The following is a 24,477-nucleotide window of genomic DNA, read 5'->3' on the forward strand; positions in this document are numbered from 1 at the left end:
CGCGGAGCGGGTACCACATCGCTGCGCGATGTGCAAGCGAACACCCGTGCTGCGCACGGGTGTTGCGCTCCCGCTCCGAGGGAGCGCTGGCTGACCGCTGCGCGGTCAGCGCACCCGCCCTGCTTCGCAGGGCGGGTGACGCTCCGTCCGCTGCGCTCCCGGAGCGGTGGGGGGGCGCCCCCCCCACCCCCCCGGCGGTGCCTTCGCTGCGCTCCGGTCACCGGGTGGCGTTGCGCGCCACGAGGCGCCGGCCCCGCTGCGCGGGGCGGCTCAACGGGCCTGCGGCCCGAGCGGCAGTAAGGGTGGGCCTCTGTGGAGGGCTGGCCTGATTCTGGGTCAGCGTCTACGGGACCAAGTGCTCCCGATTCCCGCAACGTGCAGGGCCAGTGCGGTCAGCCCCAGGAGCATCACGTTGACTGACGAGAACGTGTGATTGGTGCTGATCTCGGCCGCGTTGATGAGAAACGATATGAAGAACAGCACTGCTGCGACTATGCCGAGCATGACGAGCTCCTCTCGATGGGAAGTGAAGCCCGTATGCCCGGCCACCGCCCCCAACAGGCTTGTGCGGCGCCTCGGAAGTGGTCTGCCGGCTCGTGCGCAGGCAGGCTGACGGTTCCTCAGGCGTGGACGCGGGGGTTGCTTGCCGCCCTGTGCGAGGCGGCGTGATGTGCGGGCCGGCCTGTCGGGGGGACTGCGAGATGCCGCAGGGACAGGCCGGCGGTGGCGAGGAGAGCGGTGAAGAGGGCCAGGAGGAGGACGGACACCCACATCTGCCGACTCCCGGGTGCCTGCCAGCCGGTCCAGGCGGCGGATGCCGCCCACAGCAGGACGCCCGCGGCGTAGAAGGAGCGGACGCGGTGCAGCTGCCGCACGGCCCGCAGGAACTGGATGCGTTCGGTCTTCGGTGCCATGCGAGGCCGTGTACCCCGATGTGCGATGAACATCGGGGCGGAAGGAATCTTGTGTCGGGCTTTCCGGGGAGTCTCGCACGTCTGCATCTCAATGTGATGCAGCATGTAGCATTGGCGTAATTCAGGGACACCCGGTGGGGAGTGGTTTGCGTGTTGATCTACGAGTATCTTCCGCATGAGCTTGCCCGGCTCGGGGTGGTCGCGAAAGCTGCCGGACTCGATCACTGCCGGATAGCCGCTCAGGTATGCCTGGCTCGGGAACGCGCCGGGAGGGCCAGGGCGGCCCCGTCCGAACCGCATCACGTGAGCGAGGTGTTCATCGCGGAGTTGCGGCGCCTTCAGTGGGAGCGGATCGCCGGTCTCATGGAGAAGGAGCGGATGGCCGCGTACCTGCCCTCCCACGACTCGCGTGCCATCCGCTACGAAACGCAGCGTCTGCAGCGGCTGATGGCAGACGTGGCCGAGGCCGAGCGGTCAGGTGTCGCGGCTCCGGAAATCCGGCGGCACCGCGTCTACCGGATCGAGGCCCGGCCCACCGCCGGCAGTCCCAGCCCGGACATGCCTGCTCCCGTCGTCCACCTGATGGCGGCATCATCCGGTGAAGCGGCCACGAGAGCCTGGGCCATCCACGGAAGAGACGGCGGCCTCTACGGGCGCGGTGGATACCGGATCACTTCTGTCCAACAAGTCCTTCCCGAGCCGGGAGAACTCTTTTGATCCAGCTCCGAGAACACCAAGTGGAACAGAAATCTCGGTTCCGAAAATGGGTGGGATTCCCCGCAAGATCGTCTGTGTCCCCGGAGGGTGCGCGGGGCACGATCGTGTCCGCGACCGGATCGGGCAAGACGATCACCGCCGCCGCATGCGCGCTGGAGTGCTTCCCCAGCGGCCGGATCCTCGTCACCGTGCCGACCCTTGACCTGCTCGTGCAAACCGCCCAGGCGTGGCGGGCGGTGGGGCACCGCTCCCCCATGGTGGCGGTGTGCTCGCTGGAGAATGACCCGGTGCTGAACGAGCTGGGGGTGCGCACCACTACGAACCCGATCCAGCTGGCCCTGTGGGCCGGGCACGGACCGGTCATCGTGTTCGCCACGTACGCCTCTCTCGTGGACCGTGAGGACTTCGAGGACCCGATGGCCAGGGTCGCGTTCGCGGGCCGCTGGAGGCCGCTCTGGCGGGCGGAGAGCGCCTGTACGGACAGCGCATGGCCGGTTTTTCGCTCGCCATCGTGGATGAGGCCCACGGTACGGCGGGGGATCTTGGGCGGCCGTGGGCGGCGATCCACGACAACGCCCGCGTCCCGGCGGACTTCCGGCTCTATCTCACCGCCACCCTGCGCATCCTCGCCGCGGCCCGGCCGCAGAAGGGCGCGGACGGCCAGGAGGCGGAGATCGCGACCATGGCAGACGACCCGGAGGGCACCTACGGCGCATGGCTCGCAGAGCTTGGCCTGAGCGAGGCGATCGAGCGCGAAATCCTTGCGGGATTTGAGATCGACGTGCTGGAGATCCGCGACCCCTCGCCCGTTCTCGGGGAGTCGGAGGAAGCGCGGCGGGGCCGGCGCCTGGCGCTGCTGCAGACCGCGCTCCTGGAGCACGCCGCCGCGTGGAATCTGCGCACCGTCATGACGTTCCACCAGAAGGTCGAGGAAGCCGCCGCGTTCGCGGAGAAGCTGCCCCAGACGGCAGCCGAGTTGTACATGAACGACGCCTCCGATGAGGACCTGGCCGCTGCGGACAAGCTGCCGAAGTCCTCGATCGACGCGGAGTTCTACGAACTCGAGGCCGGCCGCCACGTACCCCCGGACCGGGTGTGGTCGGCGTGGCTGTGCGGCGACCACCTCGTCACCGAGCGGCGCGAGGTACTGCGCCAGTTCGCCAACGGCATCGACGCGGCCGGCCGCCGGCTCCACCGCGCCTTCCTCGCGAGCGTTCGCGTGCTCGGGGAAGGCGTAGACATCACCGGCGAACGGGGAGTCGAGGCCGTCTGCTTCGCCGACACCCGCGGCTCGCAGGTCGAGATCGTCCAGAACATCGGCCGCGCGCTGAGGCTCAACAAGGACGGCTCCACCAAGGTCGCCAGGATCATCGTGCCGGTGTTCCTAGAGCCCGGCGAGGACCCGGCCGACATGGTCGCCTCCGCCGGCTTCCGCCCCCTCGTAGCCGTCCTTCAAGGACTCCGCAGTCATGATGAACGACTCGTCGAGCAGCTCGCCTCCCGCGCCCTCACCAGCGGCAAGCGCAAGGTCCACGTGCAGCGGGACGAGGACGGGCGGATCGTCGGGGCCGGCGGCGAGAGCAACGGCGAGGACCAGGAGCAGGACAACACCGACGCCGCTGCCGAGTCAGCCCTGCTGCACTTCTCCAGCCCGCGCGACGCGGCGACCATCGCGGCCTTCCTGCGCACCCGGGTCTACCGGCCCGAGTCCCTGGTCTGGCTGGAGGGTTACCAGGCCCTGCTCCGCTGGCGGAAGGAGAACGAGATCGCCGGCCTCTACGCCGTTCCCTACGACGTCGAGGTGGAAGTGGGGGTCACAAAGGATTTTCCGCTTGGCCGATGGGTCCACCAGCAGAGGAAGGCGCTGCGGGCAGGTGAACTGGAAGAGCGGCGCAAGACCCTGCTGGACGCGCCGGAGGCCGGGATGGTGTGGGAGCCGGGCGAAGAAGCCTGGGAGAACAAGCTCGCCGCGCTCCGGACCTACCGGCGGGCCACAGGGCACCTCGCTCCGCGTCAGGACGCGGTGTGGGGCGAGGGCGAGGCGATGGTGCCCGTCGGGCAGCACATGGCCAACCTCCGGCGGAAGGGCGCAAAGAACGGCCTGGGCAAGGACCCGGAGCGGGCCGCAGTGCGCGCGGCGCAGCTGACGGAGATCGACCCAGACTGGGACTGCCCATGGCCGCTCGACTGGCAGCGGCACTACCGCGTCCTGGCGGACCTGGTCGACGCTGACGGCCACCTGCCCGACATCGCCCCCGGCGTGCTGATGGACGGCGACGACATCGGCAATTGGCTCCAGCAGCAGAAGCAGCCGGGTACTTGGGCGCGGCTCCTGCCCGAGCAGCAGGAGCGGCTGACCGCGTTGGGCGTCAAGCCGCTTGAGGCGCCGTCTGGCGCCCCGTCGGCCGGACGCGCGGCGAAGGGCCCGAGCAAGGCACAGCAGGCGTTCCAGCGGGGCCTGGCGGCCCTCGCGCAGTGGGTGGAGCGGGAAGGGGCGGGCCGGTCGGTGCCGCGCAGTCACAGCGAGGAAATCGCGGTCGACGGCGAGGCACAGCCAGTGACCGTGAAGCTGGGCGTATGGGTCTCGAACACCAAGGCCCGGCGCGACAAGCTCAGCGCGGAGCAGCTGGCCGCGCTGCGCAAGCTAGGCATCGCCTGGGCGTGACGTCGACGCTGTCCGGCCGGTAAGCCGCACCGTACGAGACCCCGGGGCCGCGATGGTCCCGGGGTCTCGTACGTGTGGGGCTGCAACGCGGTGGTGCAACGCGCCCTATGTTGCAAAGGTGTGTTGCAGGCCGCGGCGGCATCTGATGTCGCTCACCCACGCGGGCTACCAGCGGCGCAGGTCCTTGGTGAGTTCGCCGTACCACTCGCTGCGGCGCGGCACGTACTCGTCGGGCGCCGCTCCGAGCGCGACGACCTGGTCCTTGATCCCGTAAGTGACCCGGTAGGCCAGGACCTGGGTGGCAAGGTCCATCCACTCCTGCGTCTTGTGCGCCGGTGGCACGGGACCGAGCACGGTCACGAACCACATGGGCAGCAGGGCGCGGTCGCGGATCGCGTCGGCCAGACGGCCGCGCAACAGCCAGTTCAGCTTCCTCTCCGCCTTGTCGCCCTGCTCGATCAGCGACGCCTTCGCCTGCCTCTCATCCTGGGCCAGTGCAGCCTGGGCGGACTGGGCAGGGCCGGCCAGTTGCCGGGCCCGCTGATCGTGCCTCTCGGCGAGGGTGCGGGACATGCCGAAGTCCATGACGGCCTGCTTGAACTCACGGGACGTGCGCGGCTGACTGGCCAGGATGCCGGCGGCCTCCACCACCTTGTCACGGTGTTCGTCACGTTCGGCGACCGCGCCTTCGTACTCGCGGACCTTGAGGCGGTGGGCCTCGCGCTGGTGTCTGTGGAGCAGGCCGGAGCGCACGTGCCAGCCGTGGTTGGCGGTCCTGGCCAGCTTCTTCCACTCCGGGTCGATGGTGTCGAGGTCGGCGAGTGGGGCGCCGCCAGCGGCGAGCAGGTGGGCTTCGAGGGCCTGGACGCGGCCGGTCAGCCGCTTGAGGGACTGATCCGTGTCCTGGATGTGGCCGCGTACGTCGTCGTCCAGCTCGGTGAGGTCGTTGCGGACGGTGCTGAGGTCGTCCTCGAGGCTGCGGATGCCGCCCCGGATGTCGCGCAGCTCGTAGTCGAGGTCTTCGACCTCCCCCAGCTTCGAACGCAGCGAGTGCAGCTCGTGCTCCATCCCGCCGGTCCGGGTCTCCAGACGGCGGACCTGGTAGCCGTAGTCGTCGCTCACCGCCGCGCCCCCTGCGCACCCGCGCCCGTGCTGTCCATCGAGGACCCGGCGACGAGCATCCAGCCCACGGCGGCGGCGATGATGAACCACCGGCTGATCACGCTCAGGCTGATGAGGGCCATCAGGAGCGCGACCACGTGCAGTCCAATGGCCCCGAAGCGGCGGTCACGGTGTTGTTCGGCATCGACCTTCTGGAAGCAGCCGGCCGCCGTTCCCGCGAAGTGCGGGACCAGCAGGACCAACCACCAGGTCGAGCGGTCGAGGACGAAGACGAGCGCGATGAGCACCGCGCCGACAGTCGCCTGGCCGCGCCAGGACCACGTCACGATGCGCTCACTGCGTCTGCGATCGGGTTCGGCCAGACGCTCGGGAATCGTCTTCTCGAACTCCACCAGCTTGCTGGTGGAGTTCACCAGCCGGGTGTACTCCACCGCGAACTGGTCACCGTCGGAGTGCTTCAGCACCTCGGCATGGCGAGCACCGACCCTCTGCTGAAGTTGCGCGAACTGCTCCTCGATCTTCTGCTCGGTGCTGCCCACCGAACCAACCCCACCCGCGATGCGACGACACGCCGACCGGACACTTCCCACCGGCAGCCACCGCCAGCCGTCAAACTGATCGACCGTACCCGCAGCTGTCCGGGAGCCGCCGGGCAATCAGATGCAGTGGCCGAAACCATGCCGATCAACCCCGTGCATCGGCGCCTGCCCGGGGTCACGTTGGCGGCAGACACGGAGCCGGGCCCGTACAGCACTACGAGGGTGCTCCCTCGCCCGCCGCGTCCCAGCCGTCCAGAAAGGCGGCCAAGGCGCGGCGTTGCTCTTCCTCACGGGCGATCCGTCCGACGTCGCGCGCGGCCCCGCCGTCGCGCGCGAGGAACACCGGCGGCGCCCGATCCCCTCGCCCGCCGCCCGGTACCTGTCCCACCACCCACTTCTCTTTTCTTCCTGCTGTGGGGCGTGGACTCGGGGGCGTAGAGGGGATGTCGGCCTCCCGACCACGGCAGGGTCAGCGTGGTGACCTGCGGATTCGCGGGCGGGTGCGGCAGGGGGTTCGGACGGTTGTCGGACGGGTTGTCGGCGGGGATGTGGACCTGGTCCACGGAGGTGTTGTCGCTTCGTGACCGTGGTCGGGTCTTCGTGGTCGGCGCTCTGGTCGGGGCCGGCTGCTGCTGTGACCGGTAAGCGGGCGCCGGGCAGGACGGTGCCGCACCGGACGGGAAGCGAGCGGATCCGTGATGATCGGCGTGGACGCGGGCAGCGGGGGACCGGCTGGCGCTGGGTGTGCTGGCGCAGTACCGGATGGCCACCACCGAGCAGATGCACCGGGTGATCGCGCCCGAGGTGCGTATCGAGCAGACCCGGCGGCGGCTAGCCCGCCTGCGGGAGGAGGGGCTGGTCGAGCGCATCACCTTGCCGCAGGCCGGGCGGACCCGGGTGTGGTTCCCGACCTCGTACGGCGTGCAACTCGCCTGCGAATGGCCCGAGCTGCGCGGGCACCGGCCCTCCAGGACCGTGTCCTATCCGACCGCCGTGCGGCTGAAGGCCGGCCACACGCTGACCGTGACCGAGACCGCGCTCGTCTTCCTCAAGGACGCCCGCCGCCGCGGCGACGTGTGCCAGCCGCTGGACTGGTCCCCGAGGTCCACCACCCGATCGGGAGCGGCGAGGCCGTCATCCCCGACGCGCTCCTGTACTACCGAACCGGCCCCGCCGACGGCGACAACGGGTCGATGCTGCGGGCGTTCGTGGAAGTCGACCGGGCCACCATGGGCCCCGAACGCCTCGCCGCCAAGCTCACCGCGTACGAGCGCCTCCACCGCTACGTGCCCGTGGTCCCCGGGCGCCGGCCGACCTTCCAGGAACCGGCGCTGGAGGAGTGGCGGCGGCGCTACCCGCTCTTCCCCCGCGTCCTGTTCGTCCTGGACGGCACCGGACCCGCCGGTGTCGAGAACCGGATCCGCGCGCTGCGCGCCGGGGCCGGACTGCTGGCGCCGTCCCGCTTCCTGCACGACGTCCCCGTCCTCGCGGCGCCGCTGGCCGACCTGCTCCACCACGGCCCCTGCGCACCCCTGTGGCGTCCCGTCCACGACCCCGACCGGCGAGTTGGCTGGACCAAGCCGGGACATCGGCAGACCTAGACTAGACCTCGATGTAGGCGACGACCACGACGGTGCGCAGCGCAGTGACGAAGTACAGGACCCGGACGGACTCGACTTCGTCGGCGTACTGGCGCAGCTGGGGGCCAGAGGTGTCGCCGGGGAGCGGCTCGCCGACGTCCGGGTCGACGGAGATGACGACCAGGGCGCGGTCCAGTGCGTGGATCTCCGCCTCGCTGGTGATGTTCTCCAGCTGCTTGGCGGCGGAGTCGGAGAAGGCGATACGGGCGCGGCGAGGCCCGTGCACCGACGGCATCAGGCGACGGCCGGGCGCTGGGCAGCGAGCCGGGCGAGGTGGGCCTCGCGCAGCTCCTCCCACGGCGTGCAGTCCTCCACCGAGGGCAGCCCGTTGGCCGCGATGTCCTCGAGGACGGCGGCGAACTGGTCGGCGTTGGCGCGGGTCTTGGCCGCGTACGCGCGCAACCCATCGGCGGCCGCGGGCTCCAGCTGTTGCCGGGCGTGGTCGGCGGGGGCCGGCTGTTCGCTCATCGAGGCCTCCAGGAGGGCGGAACTGGCGTCTGCTCCAACGGTATCGGCCGCCCCGGCCCGAGGGGACCACTCCGGACGAACCCGGCCGTACGAAGGTGCGGGACCCAGGGACCCAGGTGGACCCAGCAGCCGTTGCGGATCGTGTCCACCAGCGAAAACACCGGTCTCGGGACCCAGGGACCCAGGTTCTGGGGCGGTTGCCGGGTCCAGCTGGGTCCGCCCGCGCGATGACACAGATCAGCTGAACAGTGACACAGATGGACGTGCCCACCTGGGGAAACGGGGGGTTGATGACACAGATGACACAGGTCCGCCGGACTGTTCAGGCCAGGATGCCGGGCACGCTCTGGCCGTCCGGGATCTGGAGGCGGGCGGCCATTCCGCAGCCGGTCGGCAGCTGAAGGAGTCAGCCGCTCCTCGGGGTACAGCAGGGGGCGCCTGGGGGTGCAGGAGCGCAGCGGATAGACCGGCCGAGCTGCCGCTATCCCCGTATTGATGGTTTGCCCTAGAAGGTGGCCTAGGGGCGCGATAGCGCCCCTAGCGTGAGCCGCGCCGTGGCTGCGGCACGGTGCCTTTTCCTCGAGGCACCGGAGCAGCGACAGACAAGGAGCACTGATGGCGAACTTCCAGACTGGCGAGATTCCCCCCGGCTTCGCGTTCACCGAGAGCGGCGGGCTCATCCACTACAAGTACGGCATCGTCCTGGCCGTCCCGGCAGCCAACCAGGCCAGCTGGTCGGGTGACATGTGGATCAGCTTCGCCTCCGCCTGGGCGGATGCACGGATCAAGGTGAACTGGCACGACGGCTCCAACTGGAGCGCCGCCGTGGACCTGGACGTCACGCAGGCAGGCGGCCGGGTCCACAACGGCGCGAAGCTCCCGACGAGTACGCAGAAGATCGCCATCGGCCGCGTCAAGAAGAGCGTGAGCGACACCGAGGACGACATCCCCGTCAGCTGGCTGCTCCAAGTCGCAGAGGCGTGACCCAGCTACCCCTCCTTTATCCGCCGATGCCTGGTCCGGCCCAGCAGACCGGACCAGGCATCGGCGTAGTGACCGTGGCCTTGTCGGCCGTGCTCTACCTGGCCGCTGCGGTCTGTGGCGGGCGCCCGCGGCGCCGTCACCGGCGGGCGTCACCTGGTGCGAGCAGGCTGGTCACCTCGGCGATGGCATCTGAGCGTGATCAACCACCACCAAGACCCACTTCCGCAACAAGCGCCACCGCAGAAGTGACCTGCGCCACTCAAACTTCACTTCACTGACACTGATCAACCTTCGTTGTCACAGGACACTCGATCCCGCCCCGGAGAAGCTCCACAGGACCCGGGAAGCGGACATAAAGGAACATATTCGAGGCGGTGTGACACTTTTCCGGGGGAGCGTGACAGGTGGTGTCACGCTCACGCTCTGTCAGCGTGACACCTCTCGGGAGCGCATGGCTTCCCGCCATCCTGCCCGGACCGGGCGCGGGCGAGGAACGCGGCGAGATCTCCGCTGTCCCGTCTCAGTCGGCCTGGTCCGAATCTCAGATGATCTGGTCTGGTTTCTCGTTGCCTCAGGTGATCTGGTTCCAGGCGTGGAAAAAGGTCACCGGGGGAAGTCGAGGGGCCGTCGGCGTCCGACCTTCCGCCGGGCGTGAACACCTGAAGAAGGCGCCTGGGCCGGTCGAGGCTATGATCCGCATCTTCGAGCGATTGGGGACCTGGTGGGGATATTTCGGCGCGGAGTGCGTCGTGATGGGGTGGACCTGCCGCGCGACGGGGAGTTCGCGTTCCTGTCCGAGGCGGAGGCTGCCCGGTTGCGTACCTTCGTCCGCGAGGCATTCGCGGAGCGCGGCATCGAGGTAACGGTCGAACCGGGTCGCGTGACCACGGACTCGGGTTGGCGCTTCGGCCTCTCCAATCTTGCGGCCGTGTGCCACAACGACAGCCGCGGCCCCCGGTGCTGGCGGGCGCTCGTAGACGAACATGTCGACCGGGTAATCCGATCGATGGATGGACCTCAGGCTCTCAAGGCCCTGCCGCACGAACAGCTCCTGGCCCAGCTCTACCCCCGCTTCATTCCCAGCGATCCCGCGCTCCTGAAGGCTTTCGGGTACGGTCCCCAATCGGTCCCGGGGCTGTTGGAGGTGCTGGCGCTCGACCTCTCGGAAACCGTCGACATGCTGACCGCGGACTCCCTCTCCAACCTGGGTGACATCACGGCGCTTCGGGACCGTGCGTTCCAGAACCTACGAGCCGTCCGCGTTGACAAGCACAAGGTGGTCAGGGACAAGGACGGCTCCCACTTCGACGTGCTGATGGGCGGCTCGTACTTCATCGCGAGCCTCGCCCTGGTCCTGGACGAGGTCGTACTCCGCTATACCAAGGACGCACCGACGCCGGACGGAATCCTGGTCGCGCTGCCGCACCGGCACCAACTCGCCTTCCACGTCGTCCGCGACAGGAACGTGGCCTCCTCGCTGCACGCCATGGCCCGGTTCGCCGCCATGGGCTTCGAGCAGTCACCGGGCGCGCTGAGCCCCTCGGTGTTCTGGTGGCACGAGGGCAGCTTTACCCAGGTCGCCACCCAGGACGACGCCGGCCTGCACATCAAACTCACCCAGGAGGCCATGGACCTGGCAGCACGTTTCGCGGGCGGGTAGCCAGACCTGGCTCGACATGCAGTCTTGCAGCCACTTCGAACGCCGCCGGCGGACCACAACGATTGAGACGACGGACACCATCTGCGGGCAGCGGACCAGATCACATGAGATTCGAGGGAGCTCATCGTCTCAAGCGATGTGGTCCTCGCAGGTCCCAGCCCTGACTCCGAACCAGATCAATCGAGACGGGACACCACGGCTCCCTCCCAGGCTCCCAGGTCATCTCCCAGGAACGCGTCTGCCTGGGGAAACGGCCCTTCCACCTCCCAGACATCACAGGCGTTCCGGGGTATTTCCGGCCCCAGCCTCCCAGGTCCCTCACAGGTCTGTCTCCCAGACGCTGGAGGTCTGGGAGACAGCGGAGCGTGAGTGCCAACGCGTGCCGGAGGGGCCGTGCGATTACTGCGCTGCGACTGGGCGCGGGCAGGAACACAGCGAGGTCACCTGTGGCTTCGGGTTCGGTGGTGGCGAGCCGGGCCGCGAACGCCAGCTGGTCAACGTCGGCGCCGGGGACCAGGCGGGCGAGTTCGGTGAGCAGCGCGGCGTGCGCGAGGACCGGCGGGGGTGAGGAGGCTGGCGGCGGTCTCGCGGGCGGCCGGGGCGCGGTAGTGCCCGAGGTGCGCGGCGAGGGCGTGGGCGAGCCAGGAGTCGACGTCGGCCTGGACGTAGCCGCCGGCGCGGCGGGTGAGCTCGTCGCGTGCGGCTTCGTCCCCGTCGCGGGGCTCGGTCTGCTCCAGCGTGCCGAGCTCGCGCAGCGGCCTGGAGCTCATCGGCGCGGGCCGCGATGCGCGCGGCCTCGCGGAGCTCGGCTTCCCGAGCGGCGGCGGCCGCGGCGTCGGCGGTGAGCTCGGTCTGGACGACGTCGTCGGCTTCGGGGTCGTAGACGGTGCCCGGCGCCGCGTCGGCGAGCCGCTGCGCGATGCGCTCCCACTCCGCAAGTTCCGCGGGGCCGCGGACGTCGTCCGCCAGGTCCTCGTGCCTCGAGTCCTGCCGGGCGTCGAACCGTGCGTCCTCAAGGGCCGCCGCGACGGCGCCGGCGTCCATCCCTTTCGCCCGGCGCCGGACGACGCGGCGGCCTATGCGAGCGGGGTCTACCGGCTCCCGGGGCGCGGCGACGCGCGGGGCGAGCGGGCGGCGCGCAGTGCGCCGGGGCGGCCAGGGCGTGGTCATCATCGGCCTCGTATTCGTGGTGCGGATTCGGAGCGGGCCGCCGCCAGAGCGCTGTACGACGGCCCACCGAATTGAGCCGAAGCACGATAGTTGTCACAGGTGGAGCTGAGTGAGCTGGCGAATGGGAGCAGTCGAAGCGGTCTGGTTGTCACAAGCGAGGCGTCCGACTTGTCACATGTGCTGATTCAGCACGATTTCTGTCACCCGAAAGGGTAGTCACCGGCTCTTTACACATCGCCCGGCCCCCGCTTCGGCGGTTTACATCCTTCGCTGGCTCCGCACGACGTGCGGCTGGCTTGCCGCCGGGCCGACACTCATGTCTCCGCCCGCTCCGGCCAGGCCTCCAGTTCCGCGCACGGGCGCGCCCTCAGCACATCGTTGGGCCGAGGCATTCGGCCTGGGCTCAGGTCAGCGGGGTGTTGGCCAGAACCCGGCGGAGAATGTTCCAGGAGAGGTCGGACTCGGTGGCGAAGGGGCCGCGTTTCTTGGTCTCTTCATCGATGTAGTTGAAGGCGTCGCGGTTGTAGCTGTCGCCGTCGTCGTCCTGGACGGCGGTCTGTTCGGGGTTGAGGTAGACGTGGAAGCTGGCGCCGAATTCGGCGGTGTTATTCATGTAGCCGGGGCCGGTGGCGCCGCCGCCGCCGTCGATCGGGCAGTACACCCGGTGCACGGCGTAATTGTCCTTGGACAGCCACGCGCACTGGCCGGGGGTGAGGGTGAGCAGGCCGAGCTTGCGGGCGTTCCAGTCGAGGTGTTCGTAGACCATGACGTCGAGCTGGCCGGCGAGGCAGAAGACGATGCCGGTCGTGTGGCCGTGGGAGTGGATGGGCGAGTAGTGCTGCGCCGGCCAGATTTCCAGGACGACGGGTGAGCCGACGTCGCCCTTCTGGTGATGGTCGTGGGGGTGGAGGTGGCCGTGTTCGGTGGCCAGGTCGTCGTAGTCGCCGCGGCCGGAGCAGGCGACGCGGATGTAGGGCGGATGGGTGTGGTCCTTCTTGTACTTCTCCACCAGGATCTGGCGCAGCAGCCCCACCTTGTCACCGGGTTGTGCGGCGGGGGCGAGGTGTTTGCGCATGGCTTCGACCTCCCATGCGGACAGACGCAAGTCTTCGGCCTTGCGTGCAAGGTCCATGACGGTCGGCGGAATCATCAGCTGGCGGGCGTACTCGTCGAAGGAGGTGGCCTGTCCGATCACCAGCGACGGTACGGCCTCGGCGCCCTTGAGGCGCAACTGCCGTTCCTCTTCCTTGGTGATGTGGAAGGGATACTTCGCCTTGCCGTACTCCGGCTGGTCGGCGGCGGTCTGGGTGGCGGTCAGGCTCATGAGATGACTCCTTCGTGCTTTACAGCCGACGCGGGCTGGACGCGCCACGTTGGCTGGGGTAGACGAGCGACTTTCCCGGGCTGACGCGTCGGCATGGGTGCACGTTGCGACGGTCTTCGACCAGCCGGCCTGCGCGTTCGGGGAGTCGGGCTCACCTGGGAAAGGGCAGTGCAGGCCCGGAACTCTCGAGCGGTGGGCGGTCCCCAGCCCGTGAACGTTTCCAGCGACCGTCCGAATGCGCGGAGCCGTTGTGGCGCTGGCGCGGGTGAAGGCGGCCGGCCGCCGTTGCGCTATTGGGGGGTGGTGGTTGCAGGTATGCGGAAGGCGACGCCTGGCATCGGTCCGCGACCGAAGTGGTTGTCCAGTGCGGACTTGATCAGCGGCCGGGCAGACGCGTGGCCTTGAGGCCGTCGAGGGGATACTCCTGGGGCAGGTGAGCCGGGTCGCCCGGGACGGTGATCTGTACGGTGATCGGCCGGGACGAGCCCGCGGCAAGGAACTGGTCGTTCTCGGACTCCAGGTATGCCTTGCCGTCCTGGGCGATGACCTTCACACCGGATGCCTCAGCTTTCGCGCCCTTCACCGTGGGCAGGTCGAAGGAGATCCGGAACCTCTTGACGTCCTCGGCCTTGCCGCTGTCCTTGCTGACGGCGGTGAGCGTGAGCTCGAAGCTGTACACCCTGCCCCTGGGTTCGCTGTTCTCCCATGTCCGGTTGAACTTCTTGGACACGGCGATCTCGTCATAGCTGGGCGGGACCGGCAGGGGGGTGATGCGCCCGGCACCGTTCATGATCTCCAGGGCACCGACGGGCACCCTTCCCCGCCCGATGCGCTGCGAGTGGTCGGGGAGCGTAGCGGTGGTCAAGTCGAGGTGGTTGACGTTGCCTGCGGAGTCGACCGCGTAGAAGTTGCCGTCCTGGTCGAAGAAGGTGGCCGAGTACGACTTGCGCGAGCCTGCTGCGGCGCTGGCTTCCGCGGGCGGGAAGACCCCCTTCTTGAGGACGGTTTTCATCGGCTGCCGGCTCGGATCGACGAGCAGCAGGTCGCCGTTGTCTCCCTCCACTGAGATCAGCCGCCCGTCCTTGGGGTGATAGGCGAAGTCGTCCCACCGGCCGCGTCCCGGTGCGTTCCGGGGCGTGGCCTTCCTGGCCGCCACGTCGATGGCATAGCTGTGTACGTCGGGGTTGCTGACGACGAAGAGGGTCTTCCCATCGGGATCCATGTCGCCGTCGAACCAGGGTCCGCTCGGCAGCCCGTCGATGACCTGGTCCTTCAAGGTGCCAGCCGTCACGTCGATGGTGATGAGCTTGTTGTGGCTCACTGCCAGCAGCAAGGGCTCCTTGTCGTCGCCGCGGTACTGCGCGCCCATGGCGGTGTAGCCGGGCTCGTAGGGCGGGACATTGTCGACGACGCGCGTATCACCGTCGATGGGGTCGAAGCGGTAGATCCGGGTGTTGGTCCTGCCGACGGCGAGATACACCTTGCGGTGAGCCATGAGCCGGGCGTCCTTCCACGAGACTGGGGAACAGCTCGTGATCTGCCCACGCCCACCTGCCCATATGCACTCTGCGTATCCGTTCGAACACAATAAGCCACCGATGTCCGGCATTGTGAGCACGGGGAGATCGCCACCGGCTCAGAACTCCGAGCCCACCCTCTCGACTCCCCAGTCGCCGGGCTCACTGCGGACGCCGGTCGGACCGTGGAGTCCCAGCGATGGACCCCGCCGGGAAGCCCCCTGACCCGCTTACAGCGGAACAACATCACACCCCAATGAGCTCAAGGGGCCGCACCGACGACGGCCCGCAGACCCACCAGTGACAGCAAGCCTGCCTATGTGACAACCATCGTGCTTCGGCTCAAATATTGAGCCGAAGCACGATAGTTGTCACCGGCGGAGCCGGATGAGCTGGCGAATGGGGCCGGTCGAAGCAGCCTGGTTGTCACGAGCGAGGCACGCGGCTTGTCACAAGATGCCCATCAGCAGCTTCTCTGTCACCAGACACGAAGATCGGGAGCCCCCGAGCTCTCAACCTTCCGGGTGCGGCGGAGGGGAAGGCAGCGGAGAGCGCCAGCGGATGGGGTTGCCGTCGGGACCGTCGGTGAGCCATGAACCGTCGCCCAGGGGCACCAGTTCGTACGGGTTGGTCGCCTCGACGGCGATCTCGCCGCTGAGCGTGCCCGTGCCCACGTCGAGCAGGTGGTAGCGGAACCACTCCTCCTCGTCGTGGCCTTCACCGCCCAGAGTGACGACGGCCAGGTCTGGGGTCAGGTAGCCGCCGCTCCATTCCACGAAGGTCTCCTCCGGGTCGTATCCGAAGGCTTCGACGGGCAGAGTGAAGAGCACTTCCCCGCTGGGGTGGCGGTGGAAGGCGACATCCGCCTGCCCGTGGTCGACGGTCATGAACTGCTGCCCGTCCGGCGCCAGGTCGATCAGGACGCGGTCCCCCCACGGGTACGTCACGAACTCCGCCTTGCTGTCGGCCCGGGCCGTGCCCCTGAGAATGACCGAGCCGTCCTGGCCCTCACCAATGTCGAGGTAGGTGCTGCCGTCCACCGGGTGCACGTAGTGGCCAGCGCCGTGCCCGACTGTCTCCAGTTCCCGGCGGACAAGGACCGCCCCGCTATCGGCGTCGTGCACGACCCACTGGTCTCCGCCCCCGCGTCCCGCCATCGCGTCCGGCCGGTAGACCCATACAGTCCGGCCGTCCAGGGACAGCGCACAACCAGGCCGGTGACCATGGCGACGGTCCGAGTAGGGCTCGAAGTTCGAGGTCCACACCAGGCCACCGGCGCGCGTGAGGCAGACGACGCCGTTCAGCGTCGTGTACACGACTCGCTCCAGATCGGGCCAGACCGCCGACTCCACAACCTCGTCGCCGGGCCGCGGCTGGAACACCGCGGCGGGCTCCAGTGCCCCGAGCACGCCGGAGTCCATCACGTAGGCATGGATCTGCCCGTTGCGGTGGCGTGTGATCACCTTCAGAGGTCGCACAGGAATCATCCACCGAGGCTAACGCCCAGTTCAGGCCGACTGACAGCCGGGATCGGTGGGCGCACCGGTCCTCCAAGGCGACCACCTCCGAGAGCGTTCAGTCACACCAGCTGGTGACAACCAGCCTGCCTATGTGACAACTACCGTGCTTCGGCTCAAATATGGTTTATAGCAGGCCCTGAATTCGGCCGTGTCAGAACTGAAAATCTATGGACTGGACGTGCGTGAAATCCGCGCGCAGGCCATCGGCCCGGGTGCCCCATTCCGTGAAATACGACTCGGTGATGGCCTCCGCGACGATCGGATGCAGGTCCTCCTCCGTCGCTCCGGCCTCCTGGAGCTCCAGGATCTGCTTCGCGTAGGTGGGCGAGATCGGGGTGGTGATGGTGCGGATGCGGCCGTCGTCCGAGCTGCCCGAGCAGGTGAATCCGAAGTGCGCCGTCACCTCCACCATCATCCCGCTGGACGTGGCAGCCTGTTCGCGCGCACGTGACCTGACCTGCGGTTGCCACTCGGACTCGGTCGCCTCCACCAGGGCGGCCTGGAGCCGCTTCTGTGGCTTCTTCAGCTTCCCGGCGCGGTAGCGCTCGATCGTGCGAGTCGAGGTGCCCACACGCTCCGCCAGGCTCCTCGCTGACTCCTTCATTCGCGTGAGGAGGAATTTCACCTGTGCATTTGCCGACTTCGGCGCGGGCCGGGTGAAGACCTTCCGCTCCGCCCGTGCAAGGGCCTCCAGGACCTTGCCGCGGTGCGGGGTCGGCTGCTGCTGCTCGTGGTCGCTCATACCTCCGAGGGATCACGGATCGCCTGTGGACAGATTCCGGGCGTCGCGGCCCCAAGTCGCCCGTCAGCGCCGGTGTGACCGTTCGCGTGGGTTGGCGGGTGTTCACGAGATGTGGCGGGAGGGGGCCGCTTCGGCATCTGTTGGGCGTCGCTTCTTTCGGTAAGCCCACGCCCACTGGATAGGTAAACGGCTCGCACTCCCCACACGGCCGCACCGAAAGTATGATTACCCAAGGGCTTCGAGTTGCTACTTTCCGTGTCGAACCGTTCATGGTCCGGTGGAGCTTGTCAGCTCCGCTCGGAGGTTGCTGAGGCGGCCCCGGGTGCACTGAGCCTCCGCCAACTTGAAGGTGCTGGTCAGGAGGCTGGCGTGACTGGTTCTCGGGGTGCTCACGCTGGTCGCGGGCGGCAGTCTGAGCGGTAGATCGTCCGTCAGGCTGTGTTGTATTGCTGGCGCCAACGCCCGGAGTGGCGATCTCCGTGTTATTGCGGCAGGTTGGCCTCGTCCGCCTTGCGGAAGATTTCTCCGCACGTGGGGGAGGGCACCGACTCGCGGGCTGCAAGAGCGGTCAGCGTATGGCGCACTTCCGTGCTCAGCCGAAGGAGCTGAAGGCTGGTCTGGCCGCCCTTGTAGGCGTACAGGCGGAAGACTTTGACCGCGATTTCGTCGCGGTCGTCGGCGAAGGTGTCTGGGAGCCCGGCGAGTAGTTCGAAGTCTTGCTTGCCGGTCGCCGCGTCGGCCACGGCGCTGAGGGGCAGCGTCTCGAACTCTGCTGCGGATAAGGAAGTGTCCACCGCGACAGCGTGGGCGGCTAAGGCCGCGGAGACCTCAATGAGTCGTTCCCCCACCGCCACGTCAATGCCCCAGGAGTACAGCCGCTCTCGGCGGCGACCCTGGCGCCATGGCTCCTGGTCCAGAAGTGGCAGCAGGACGCGGCCCAGGTACGCGCAGCGACGCCACAGCGTGTCGCGGTCCGAGGTCATGATCGATCCTCTCTGCAGCAGTCGGAGGACCTGCCGCCCGAGCGGCGCAGGCCCTCCAACTTCCCACTACATGCAGGCTGGGTACAGGACGGAGCTGGACGTTCTCTCAGCGGTTGACTTCGAGATTTGTCAGGACGAGCAGGGCACGCAGGAGGCGCGTGGCGCGAGCGGGATCGGTACGCAGCTTGCTGAGGATCCGCCAGTTCTTGAGGTGGGCGAAGCCGTGTTCGACCGGTGCGCGTCCGACGGCGAGGACTCGGTTGGCGGTCTTCTGGCCGGGGGTGAGCTTGTGGGTACGGCTGGCGTGGAAGCCGGTGACGATCACGGGGTCGAGTACGTCGTTGTCCAAGCCGCGGAAGCCGAGGTCCGCCAGCGCACCGAGGCCGGCGGCGCGTAAGTGGGCCAACATGTGGTCGTGGCGTGCGGCGGTGTTGTCGTGGGTGCGGCCGGGGCGGGCGGCAGATATCCAGATCAGGCGGCCTCTCTCGTCGGTCAGGGCGAGAAAATGCAGGCCATGATGGTGGTGTTTGCCGGAGTAGTTCCGCCGGTCGGCCTTGCCGGTGCGGCGCTGGGTGGGGATGAGGGTGCCGTCGATCAGGACCACCTCCCCGCCCTGCTTGGCGATCTTCTTCAGGGCGCGGTCCAGGCGCGGCGCCTGGGCGGCCAGCAGGGTGATTAGCTCATCGCGCCAGCGGCGGACGGTGGACTCGGACACATTGTTTCCGCCGGCCATGTCGGCCAGGCGCTGGTCGTGACGCAGGACAGCCAGGACGATCACTGCGATCTTCCCAGGTGGCAGGATCCGCCACCTGGACCGTATCGCCTTCAGATGGCGGCGCAGCAGATCGGCGAGGTGGTCGACGGTCCGCGTGGACAGCGGCAGACGGCACCGGTAGACAAGCGGGCAGGTGTCCTCGGCGCGTGCTTTGGTTTTCGTCACACAAATCCAACGGCCGCCGGGGGCACCGTGGTTACGCCCGCGCCGCCCGCCCCGGTTGGCGCTGGAGCAGTTCACAGGCGGGTGGCGAACCGGCCGTCGGGCAGTTTGCGCAGCCAGCCGCGGTCAACCAGCCTGACCAGCTTCCCGCGCAACGGCTCCAGCTTTGCCCGCACGCTGACGTCCACGCCCAGCCTCTCGCCGACCTGCCGGGCCATGACCGGCCCGGCCGCCTGCCGCACGACGGCGAGGATGCGCTGGTAGTCCGGCGGAAGCATGATCTCCTCCACGTCCGGCGCCCGGTGCGGGATCAGCATCACAGCCCGTCCACCCACCTGCCCGGGCGCCGGCGCGGCCGAGACGCGCTCGTCAGCGATCTGCTCGCTCACCCGCTCAAGGACACGTTCGGCGACGGCGAGTTCGTCCCGCTCCGCCCGTATTTCCGCCAGCTGTTCCTCGAGTTCGTCCAGTTCCGCGCGCCGCGCGGTGATCCGTTCCAGCAGCTCGGGATCCATGCACCGGATCGTAGAAGGCCGCCCGGCCACAGTGAGCGGGAACTGGCGAACCGACCACTTCGCCAGACGATCTACTCCGCGGACTGTCGCCCTCGACCAGCGTGAGCACCCCGGGAACCGGTCACGCCAGCCCCCTGACCAGCGTCTTCAAGTTGGCGGAGGCCCACTGCACCAACGCTAGGAGTGCCAGTTGGCCATTGATGAAGCCACAGCAACCGAGGGCCCTACCCACGTCCTCGGCAGTGACAATGCGGAGCCGTCGCCGCAGGACCTTGCGCGCGGCGCGCAGGCTCGGGAGGAACTGGCTGCCCGCGGCCTCGAAGTCTGGGCCGAGAAGAAGTGGTGGGGCTTTGAGATCCACCTCAACGCCGAGGCCGCCGAGATGGCGGCGGACATCGCTGAGCTCATCGGTGACGTAGGGGGTGAGGTCCTGCCGTCACCCTTCAACAAGATCGTTGAGGCGTTCTGCAAGGCCAAGGCTGTGTGAATTTCCGCTGTGTCTTCCGGGTACGGCTGCAAGCTCGTCTCGCCGTGGATCGCGCCCGGCATGCTCATCCCGGTCGGGAAGATCCCCAAGGAAGACACCAGCCTGTGGTGGGCCGTCTTCGAAGAAGGCAGCGGATGGAGCGAGGACAAGCGGTTGCCTGCCCATGCCAGCGAGTCCAATCCCGCGCTGGCCTCGTTCGGCGGCCAACTGTATGTGGTCCACCGCGGCGGCGGCTCCGACAAAAGCCTGTGGCAGGCCCTCTACAACCCTGACGCCAGCTGGGGCAACGACGTCGAACTCCCCAAGCACGCCAGCGACGAAGGCCCGGCCGTAGCGGTCTTCAACAACCAGCTGTACTGCGTCCACAAGGGCAACGGAACCACCGACCTGTGGTGGACCGTCCGGACGACCACAGGTGGATGGTCCACCGACCAGCGTTTCCCCCGGCACGCCACGAGCGCGGGTCCGGCCCTGGCCGTATTCAAAAACCGGCTCTACTGCGTTCATCGCGGCGGCGGGTCAAGCGCTGGCCTCTGGTACACCACCCTCAACCCCGACGGCAAAAGCTGGGCCAACGACATGGAGATCCCCCACAACGCCACTTCCTCCAACCCAGCCCTGGCGGTCTACAAGGGCAAGCTCTATTGCGTCTACAAGGGCAACGGGAGCGACAACAGCCTGTGGTGGACCGTCTCCGAGAACGGCAGCACTTGGAGCGCGGGCCAATAGTTCCCCCGGCACGGCAGTAAGGCCGGACCGGCCCTCGCGGTCTTCAAGGACAAGCTCTACTGCGTCCACCGGGGCAACACGGACCAGAGCCTGTGGTACACCGTCTTCGAAGAGGGCAAAGGGTGGACTGCGGACAAGGAACTGAGCAAGCACGCCAGTAACGCCGGTCCCGCCCTGATCGTCTACCGCGACAAGAACGGCGCCCACGACCAACTGATGTGCGTCCACCGCGGCTTCGGAAAGAAGAGCGCCGCCGGCGATGGCACCGAGGAACAGCAGCTGAACACACAGGACACCAGCTGACGGACTGATCGCGCCGTTGCCGGCCCGGCATCGCCTGCCGGGCCGGCAACGGGCCCGACCACCGGGCTGCGCCGGACACATCCCGGAGACAGTGATGGGACCTTTGGCCGGGCTCCTATGAAGTCACGGAAGCCCGACCGGCCACGCGCCAGACGGCATCGCCCGGCAGGCCGACGATTCCCCAAGAGGACAACCGAAGCGTCAGTCAGGCGGAGAGTCAGACCTCCGGGCGATGCCATGGCTAATCCTCACTGTCAGGCGGCCGACCTCGGGTCGATCTTCCAGCGCATGTTGGTGGGCGCGTTGGTTCCGGTGAAGTGCTTGAGGGTCACGTACACATCAGGGTGGGGGTAGTTCTGCGACTGCGAAGTGATTGCCCACTGCCGGAAGTTCGCTCCGGCCGGGGTGATGGTGTAGGTCTCGGAGGTGCCGTCCTCGCGGACGATCCAGTCCTGTTCCGGACCGCCGTTGCAGTTGGTCACGGTCAGCGGGCCGTTGTCCTTCGCGTTGTTCGGCACCGTCAGACAGGCCGAGGTCGGGTTCTTGATCGGTTCGGTCTCGATGACGTAGTGGTCGCCGTACTTCTGCTTGAGTCGCCAGACCGACCCCGAGCCCTCATTGGCCAGCGGCCAGGGGTACCACACCTGGACGTACTGCGGCCGGTTCTCATTCTGGCCGTCGGTCTGCAGGTAGAAGCCGGTCGAGGCGTTGCTGATGACCACCGCCTGGTTGCTCGGGGGGTAGCCGGGGCCGTTGGCTGCGGCCGGGGCGGCCGCAGCCACGCTTGCGGAGAGTGCCAAACCGAGGAGGAGAGCGATCTTGCGCATGGACGGTCCCTTTCGTCGAGCGGCAGCTGCCAGTGGCATCTGTCGTCGGCATCCCTGCTCCATACGGTCGACTGCCAAAAATGCCCACCCTGGAATTACTCCGAATGAGGGAGGGGTGTTCGGATTGGCGTACGGCTCGACGGCTCGCCGGTTCTGCATCCACGGTAACCGCTCTTGCAATTAGAGGTTGTCTCACGTGGTGTTGCCTCAGCTACTCGACCGTGCTCGTGAGAAACGTGTAGACCTCGACGGCGAGGTTTCGCATTTCCTCACCGGCCGCGTGCACGGTGGTGGTCTCGAAGTGCCACTCCTCGGACGGAGGCCGATCGTGGATGCCCCACGTCAGGTGTACGTAGCCGCCCGAGTGGTGTTCCGCCGAGATCGTCAGGTCGCGTTCCAGAGAGCGCCAGGCGCGCGCTCCTTCCCAGCCGCGGAAATCCTCGGCCAGTGAGGAGAGGAAGGTGTCGAGGCCGTCGCCGTCCCACGTCCGAACCAGGGTCTCGATACTGACCCATTGCCCGCGAGCTTTCACGACGAAGTCGAGTGTGGGGTCGTCCTCGAACGGTCTTGCCAGCTCGGAGAAGAGCAGGTGGACTGGTCGTGGTCCGGTGTCTCCCACACGTACTGCGGGGCTGTCTTCGGTCATTTGTGCAGGTTAGAAGTCGTGGGGCTCGATGGCCAACTGCTATTCTCGCACTGCCCCGAGGACGGGCCACAGGCCTCAAGTGGGGCATGATCGTCCGCTATGGCTGTGGATCTTGCGCGGGACCTGGTCCCCGATGGACTGTGGAAGATTGCCGCGCCACTGATACCACCGTTCCGGCCCAGACAGCAGGGTGGCGGGACGGCACCGGTGGCGGATCGGAAGGTGTTCACGGCGGTGGTGTACGTGCTGACCAGCGGTTGCGCCTGGCGGTATCTGCCGCCGACGTTCGGCACCTCGCCTGCCACCGCGCATCGCCGGTTCGCGGCGTGGACCAGGGCCGGTCTGTGGCGCCGGCTGCACCGGGCGGTCCTGGACGAACTCGGTGCCAGAGGTGCGCTGGACTGGACCTCAGCGATCATCGACGCCGCGTCCGTCCGTGCGAAAAGGGGGGCTCGCTGACCGGGCCGAACCCGGTCGATCGCGGCAAGAAGGGCAGCAAGCTGCATGTGCTGTCCGAAGCGCAGGGCATCCCGCTGGCCGTCGCAGTGTCCGGTGCGAACGTGCATGACAGCCAGGCGTTCAAGCCGCTGCTCCTGGGCCTCCCTGCCATACGCTCCCGGCGCGGGCCACGACGACGGCGACCGGTCAAGGTCCGCGCCGACAAGGCGTACTACTCCGCCGAACACCTTGCCTGGCTCCGCTCACGAGGATTGATCCCACGCATCGCGCGCCCGGGCATTGAGTCCGGCGAGCGGCTCGGCCGGCACCGCTGGAAGATCGAGAGATCGATCGCCTGGTTGTTCGGTTACCGCCGTCTCACCGTTCGCTATGAACGCAAGGGCAGCCACTTCCTCGCCTTCCTGGGCCTCGCCGCAGCTCTCACCTGCTACAAGAAACTCGCGAAACTCACCACGTGAGACAACCTCTAAAGGGTGTTGCAGAAGCCTTGGGTTTGGGCATTTTCCCTGTATGGGTGGGGTGTTGAGGGCTGATCCGTTGCGGGTGGAGACGTTCACGGGCTTGCGGATGGACCGGTTCGCGAAGTTGGTGAAGGCGGTGCGTGAGCGAGGGGGGAACGGGCCGGGCGGTGGCCGGCCCTGGTGCCTGCCGCTGCCGGACCGGGTGCTGCTGGTGGCCGTCTACTACCGCACGAATCTCACCATGCGCCAGCTCGCGCCGCTGTTCGGCATCTCGCTGGCAACCGTCTGCCGAGTCATCCAGCGGCTCCGTCCGCTGCCGACTCTGGAGTCGGCTCCGCGGCCGGTGGCGGACACCGAACGCTTGTGGATCGTGGACGGCACTCTCATCCCGGTCCGTGATCGAAAGGTAGGCGCCTCGTCCCGCAACTACCGGTTCTCGGCAAACGTACAGGTCATCATCGCCGCGACACCCGCCTGGTCGTCGCGGCGGCCAAGCCGGCGCCGGGCAACAAGGCCGACGCCCACACCGAAAGAGAGCCGGTCGCCCCCTCCTGCGCGGGCAGGAAGAGGACAACGCCGAGCACCGACGGTCCGCGCCCGCGTCGAGCACACTCACCAATACCATTGGGTGCATATGCGATTATCGACGATTCCCGACCGCCGTGTTCGAACTGTGTGGGAGCTATGGCCTATGCTCCGTACCCAGGCGCAGCAATAAGAACCGACTCGAAGTATCGCCCGTCTTCATCCCCAGAGATTTCGGGAAGTGTCCTTCTCCAAAGCCCGATGAAGACATCTGGGATCACAACATTCAAGCCATCGTCTTCGATTTCGAGCTGGAACATTTCAGAAAGCCTAGAGATGACGACGTCGGCAGGTTCCTCGAACAGAGAAAGGTCGCGGAAAATAATCCGAACGCCTCTGTCAGGGCGGAACAGTTCAATGGCGCGCACTACTCCCTGGGGATCGAAATCAAGAGAAATGGACAGCTGGGAGTCATAGTGAGCGAATCCCTTGTTCCTGACCTCCCCCACGGCAGGGGGCACGAACCCAGGCAGCTCCCTAAGTGCCTGCTCGGCAGCTTCGATCGACATGCCGATCTGTAGGTTGCCAAACCCCCGGGGAGGGTCGAGATCGATTACCATGAA

At 67.7% G+C, this 24,477-nt stretch carries 25 protein-coding genes and 3 pseudogenes; 10 read left to right on the forward strand and 18 right to left on the reverse strand.

Annotated elements, in window-relative coordinates; translation table 11 throughout:
• Window positions 1–336: 336 nt before the first annotated feature.
• Both ACZ7OO_RS41685 and ACZ7OO_RS41690 read right to left on the reverse strand, forming a co-directional pair.
• Window positions 337–504: a hypothetical protein gene (locus tag ACZ7OO_RS41685; RefSeq protein WP_365805959.1), complete on the reverse strand. Its 168-nt coding sequence runs from the start codon at window positions 502–504 to the stop codon at window positions 337–339.
• A gap of 116 nt (window positions 505–620) precedes the next feature.
• Complete coding sequence (locus tag ACZ7OO_RS41690) at window positions 621–914, reverse strand: hypothetical protein (protein ID WP_471512622.1); 294 nt, start codon at window positions 912–914, stop codon at window positions 621–623.
• A 150-nt stretch (window positions 915–1,064) separates the two neighbouring features.
• On the opposite strand from ACZ7OO_RS41690, the gene ACZ7OO_RS41695 reads away from it, so the two are divergent.
• Window positions 1,065–1,631 carry a hypothetical protein gene (locus tag ACZ7OO_RS41695; RefSeq protein WP_471512623.1) on the forward strand — a complete coding sequence of 189 codons (567 nt, stop codon included), beginning with the start codon at window positions 1,065–1,067 and terminating at the stop codon, window positions 1,629–1,631.
• Window positions 1,628–4,296 (forward strand): annotated as a pseudogene (locus ACZ7OO_RS41700) (helicase associated domain-containing protein). Before ACZ7OO_RS41695 ends, ACZ7OO_RS41700 begins: the two are co-directional and overlap by 4 nt.
• 165 nt (window positions 4,297–4,461) lie before the next feature.
• Here ACZ7OO_RS41700 and ACZ7OO_RS41705 read toward each other — a convergent pair.
• The 3 genes from ACZ7OO_RS41705 to ACZ7OO_RS41715 all read right to left on the reverse strand — a co-directional run bounded on the left by ACZ7OO_RS41705 (window position 4,462) and on the right by ACZ7OO_RS41715 (window position 6,345).
• The gene (locus tag ACZ7OO_RS41705; protein WP_471512624.1) at window positions 4,462–5,418 is read right to left on the reverse strand and encodes a hypothetical protein; all 957 of its coding nucleotides are present in this window, start codon (window positions 5,416–5,418) and stop codon (window positions 4,462–4,464) included.
• Window positions 5,415–5,957, reverse strand: a complete 543-nt coding sequence (locus ACZ7OO_RS41710) for a hypothetical protein (protein ID WP_471512625.1) — start codon at window positions 5,955–5,957, stop codon at window positions 5,415–5,417. Before ACZ7OO_RS41710 ends, ACZ7OO_RS41705 begins: the two co-directional genes overlap by 4 nt.
• Window positions 5,958–6,171: 214 nt before the next feature.
• Window positions 6,172–6,345, reverse strand: a complete 174-nt coding sequence (locus tag ACZ7OO_RS41715) for a hypothetical protein (protein WP_471512626.1) — start codon at window positions 6,343–6,345, stop codon at window positions 6,172–6,174.
• Window positions 6,346–6,737: 392 nt separating this feature from the next.
• Here ACZ7OO_RS41715 and ACZ7OO_RS41720 point away from each other — a divergent pair.
• Window positions 6,738–7,558 (forward strand): annotated as a pseudogene (locus ACZ7OO_RS41720) (replication-relaxation family protein).
• Window position 7,559: 1 nt separating this feature from the next.
• Here ACZ7OO_RS41720 and ACZ7OO_RS41725 read toward each other — a convergent pair.
• The gene (locus ACZ7OO_RS41725; protein ID WP_355707023.1) at window positions 7,560–7,832 is read right to left on the reverse strand and encodes a hypothetical protein; all 273 of its coding nucleotides are present in this window, start codon (window positions 7,830–7,832) and stop codon (window positions 7,560–7,562) included.
• A complete protein-coding gene (locus ACZ7OO_RS41730; RefSeq protein ID WP_471512627.1) occupies window positions 7,832–8,065 on the reverse strand; it encodes a hypothetical protein in 234 nt (77 codons plus the stop codon). Before ACZ7OO_RS41730 ends, ACZ7OO_RS41725 begins: the two co-directional genes overlap by 1 nt.
• A 615-nt stretch (window positions 8,066–8,680) precedes the next feature.
• Here ACZ7OO_RS41730 and ACZ7OO_RS41735 point away from each other — a divergent pair.
• The gene (locus tag ACZ7OO_RS41735; RefSeq protein ID WP_471512628.1) at window positions 8,681–9,049 is read left to right on the forward strand and encodes a hypothetical protein; all 369 of its coding nucleotides are present in this window, start codon (window positions 8,681–8,683) and stop codon (window positions 9,047–9,049) included.
• Window positions 9,050–10,055: 1,006 nt separating this feature from the next.
• Complete coding sequence (locus ACZ7OO_RS41740) at window positions 10,056–10,709, forward strand: hypothetical protein (protein ID WP_471512629.1); 654 nt, start codon at window positions 10,056–10,058, stop codon at window positions 10,707–10,709.
• A gap of 494 nt (window positions 10,710–11,203) precedes the next feature.
• Here the strand turns inward: ACZ7OO_RS41740 and ACZ7OO_RS41745 are convergent, their stop codons facing one another.
• The gene (locus ACZ7OO_RS41745; protein ID WP_471512630.1) at window positions 11,204–11,479 is read right to left on the reverse strand and encodes a hypothetical protein; all 276 of its coding nucleotides are present in this window, start codon (window positions 11,477–11,479) and stop codon (window positions 11,204–11,206) included.
• Here ACZ7OO_RS41745 and ACZ7OO_RS41750 point away from each other — a divergent pair.
• Window positions 11,448–11,954, forward strand: a complete 507-nt coding sequence (locus ACZ7OO_RS41750; protein ID WP_471512631.1) for a hypothetical protein — start codon at window positions 11,448–11,450, stop codon at window positions 11,952–11,954. The genes ACZ7OO_RS41745 and ACZ7OO_RS41750 overlap by 32 nt on opposite strands.
• Before the next feature lie 328 nt (window positions 11,955–12,282).
• Here the strand turns inward: ACZ7OO_RS41750 and ACZ7OO_RS41755 are convergent, their stop codons facing one another.
• The 7 genes from ACZ7OO_RS41755 to ACZ7OO_RS41785 form a co-directional block, all read right to left on the reverse strand.
• A complete protein-coding gene (locus ACZ7OO_RS41755) occupies window positions 12,283–13,203 on the reverse strand; it encodes a cupin domain-containing protein (RefSeq protein WP_471512632.1) in 921 nt (306 codons plus the stop codon).
• Between the two features lie 376 nt (window positions 13,204–13,579).
• Window positions 13,580–14,698, reverse strand: coding sequence for a DUF6923 family protein (locus ACZ7OO_RS41760; protein WP_471512633.1), 1,119 nt, complete (start codon window positions 14,696–14,698; stop codon window positions 13,580–13,582).
• A 534-nt stretch (window positions 14,699–15,232) separates the two neighbouring features.
• A complete protein-coding gene (locus ACZ7OO_RS41765) occupies window positions 15,233–16,207 on the reverse strand; it encodes a hypothetical protein (protein WP_471512634.1) in 975 nt (324 codons plus the stop codon).
• A gap of 184 nt (window positions 16,208–16,391) precedes the next feature.
• Entirely contained in the window at window positions 16,392–16,982 is a 591-nt protein-coding gene (tpg, locus tag ACZ7OO_RS41770; protein WP_471512635.1) for a telomere-protecting terminal protein Tpg, read from the reverse strand.
• 482 nt (window positions 16,983–17,464) lie between these two features.
• The gene (locus tag ACZ7OO_RS41775; protein WP_471512636.1) at window positions 17,465–17,965 is read right to left on the reverse strand and encodes a hypothetical protein; all 501 of its coding nucleotides are present in this window, start codon (window positions 17,963–17,965) and stop codon (window positions 17,465–17,467) included.
• Between the two features lie 106 nt (window positions 17,966–18,071).
• On the reverse strand, window positions 18,072–18,905 hold the full coding sequence (locus ACZ7OO_RS41780) for a transposase family protein (RefSeq protein WP_471512637.1): 834 nt from the start codon (window positions 18,903–18,905) through the stop codon (window positions 18,072–18,074).
• 71 nt (window positions 18,906–18,976) lie between these two features.
• The gene (locus ACZ7OO_RS41785) at window positions 18,977–19,417 is read right to left on the reverse strand and encodes a hypothetical protein (protein WP_471512638.1); all 441 of its coding nucleotides are present in this window, start codon (window positions 19,415–19,417) and stop codon (window positions 18,977–18,979) included.
• A 190-nt stretch (window positions 19,418–19,607) separates the two neighbouring features.
• Between ACZ7OO_RS41785 and ACZ7OO_RS41790 the strand changes: the two genes are divergently transcribed.
• Together ACZ7OO_RS41790 and ACZ7OO_RS41795 are read left to right on the forward strand one after the other, a co-directional pair.
• On the forward strand, window positions 19,608–19,904 hold the full coding sequence (locus ACZ7OO_RS41790; RefSeq protein WP_471512639.1) for a hypothetical protein: 297 nt from the start codon (window positions 19,608–19,610) through the stop codon (window positions 19,902–19,904).
• 9 nt (window positions 19,905–19,913) lie between these two features.
• Complete coding sequence (locus ACZ7OO_RS41795; protein ID WP_471512640.1) at window positions 19,914–20,633, forward strand: Kelch repeat-containing protein; 720 nt, start codon at window positions 19,914–19,916, stop codon at window positions 20,631–20,633.
• A 557-nt stretch (window positions 20,634–21,190) separates the two neighbouring features.
• Here ACZ7OO_RS41795 and ACZ7OO_RS41800 read toward each other — a convergent pair.
• The gene (locus ACZ7OO_RS41800) at window positions 21,191–21,763 is read right to left on the reverse strand and encodes an RICIN domain-containing protein (protein ID WP_471512641.1); all 573 of its coding nucleotides are present in this window, start codon (window positions 21,761–21,763) and stop codon (window positions 21,191–21,193) included.
• A 211-nt stretch (window positions 21,764–21,974) separates the two neighbouring features.
• Window positions 21,975–22,409, reverse strand: a complete 435-nt coding sequence (locus ACZ7OO_RS41805; RefSeq protein WP_471512642.1) for a DUF6228 family protein — start codon at window positions 22,407–22,409, stop codon at window positions 21,975–21,977.
• Window positions 22,410–22,508: 99 nt separating this feature from the next.
• Between ACZ7OO_RS41805 and ACZ7OO_RS41810 the strand changes: the two genes are divergently transcribed.
• Together ACZ7OO_RS41810 and ACZ7OO_RS41815 are read left to right on the forward strand one after the other, a co-directional pair.
• Window positions 22,509–23,326 (forward strand): IS5 family transposase gene (locus tag ACZ7OO_RS41810; protein ID WP_471512643.1). Its coding sequence is split into 2 segments (ribosomal slippage): window positions 22,509–22,851 and window positions 22,851–23,326, totalling 819 coding nucleotides; the frame shifts between segments, so codons are not numbered across the junction.
• Between the two features lie 52 nt (window positions 23,327–23,378).
• Window positions 23,379–24,047: pseudogene (locus ACZ7OO_RS41815) on the forward strand (transposase family protein).
• On the opposite strand, the gene ACZ7OO_RS41820 reads toward ACZ7OO_RS41815, so the two are convergent.
• Window positions 24,019–24,474, reverse strand: coding sequence for a hypothetical protein (locus ACZ7OO_RS41820; RefSeq protein ID WP_471512644.1), 456 nt, complete (start codon window positions 24,472–24,474; stop codon window positions 24,019–24,021). The pseudogene ACZ7OO_RS41815 and the gene ACZ7OO_RS41820 overlap by 29 nt on opposite strands.
• Between the last annotated feature and the right edge of the window lie 3 nt (window positions 24,475–24,477).

It is taken from the genome of Streptomyces sp. NPDC111744 (assembly GCF_055634995.1).

What these genes read in the sequence shown, in the direction of transcription:
- ACZ7OO_RS41685 (WP_365805959.1), bottom strand. Translation starts at nt 504, where the DNA reads ATGCTCGGCATAGTCGCAGCAGTGCTGTTCTTCATATCGTTTCTCATC.
- ACZ7OO_RS41690 (WP_471512622.1), bottom strand. Translation starts at nt 914, where the DNA reads ATGGCACCGAAGACCGAACGCATCCAGTTCCTGCGGGCCGTGCGGCAG.
- ACZ7OO_RS41725 (WP_355707023.1), bottom strand. Translation starts at nt 7,832, where the DNA reads ATGCCGTCGGTGCACGGGCCTCGCCGCGCCCGTATCGCCTTCTCCGAC.
- ACZ7OO_RS41730 (WP_471512627.1), bottom strand. Translation starts at nt 8,065, where the DNA reads ATGAGCGAACAGCCGGCCCCCGCCGACCACGCCCGGCAACAGCTGGAG.
- ACZ7OO_RS41735 (WP_471512628.1), top strand. Translation starts at nt 8,681, where the DNA reads ATGGCGAACTTCCAGACTGGCGAGATTCCCCCCGGCTTCGCGTTCACC.
- ACZ7OO_RS41740 (WP_471512629.1), top strand. Translation starts at nt 10,056, where the DNA reads ATGGATGGACCTCAGGCTCTCAAGGCCCTGCCGCACGAACAGCTCCTG.
- ACZ7OO_RS41745 (WP_471512630.1), bottom strand. Translation starts at nt 11,479, where the DNA reads ATGAGCTCCAGGCCGCTGCGCGAGCTCGGCACGCTGGAGCAGACCGAG.
- ACZ7OO_RS41755 (WP_471512632.1), bottom strand. Translation starts at nt 13,203, where the DNA reads ATGAGCCTGACCGCCACCCAGACCGCCGCCGACCAGCCGGAGTACGGC.
- ACZ7OO_RS41760 (WP_471512633.1), bottom strand. Translation starts at nt 14,698, where the DNA reads ATGGCTCACCGCAAGGTGTATCTCGCCGTCGGCAGGACCAACACCCGG.
- ACZ7OO_RS41765 (WP_471512634.1), bottom strand. Translation starts at nt 16,207, where the DNA reads ATGATTCCTGTGCGACCTCTGAAGGTGATCACACGCCACCGCAACGGG.
- tpg (WP_471512635.1), bottom strand. Translation starts at nt 16,982, where the DNA reads ATGAGCGACCACGAGCAGCAGCAGCCGACCCCGCACCGCGGCAAGGTC.
- ACZ7OO_RS41775 (WP_471512636.1), bottom strand. Translation starts at nt 17,965, where the DNA reads ATGACCTCGGACCGCGACACGCTGTGGCGTCGCTGCGCGTACCTGGGC.
- ACZ7OO_RS41785 (WP_471512638.1), bottom strand. Translation starts at nt 19,417, where the DNA reads ATGGATCCCGAGCTGCTGGAACGGATCACCGCGCGGCGCGCGGAACTG.
- ACZ7OO_RS41800 (WP_471512641.1), bottom strand. Translation starts at nt 21,763, where the DNA reads ATGCGCAAGATCGCTCTCCTCCTCGGTTTGGCACTCTCCGCAAGCGTG.
- ACZ7OO_RS41805 (WP_471512642.1), bottom strand. Translation starts at nt 22,409, where the DNA reads ATGACCGAAGACAGCCCCGCAGTACGTGTGGGAGACACCGGACCACGA.
- ACZ7OO_RS41820 (WP_471512644.1), bottom strand. Translation starts at nt 24,474, where the DNA reads ATGGTAATCGATCTCGACCCTCCCCGGGGGTTTGGCAACCTACAGATC.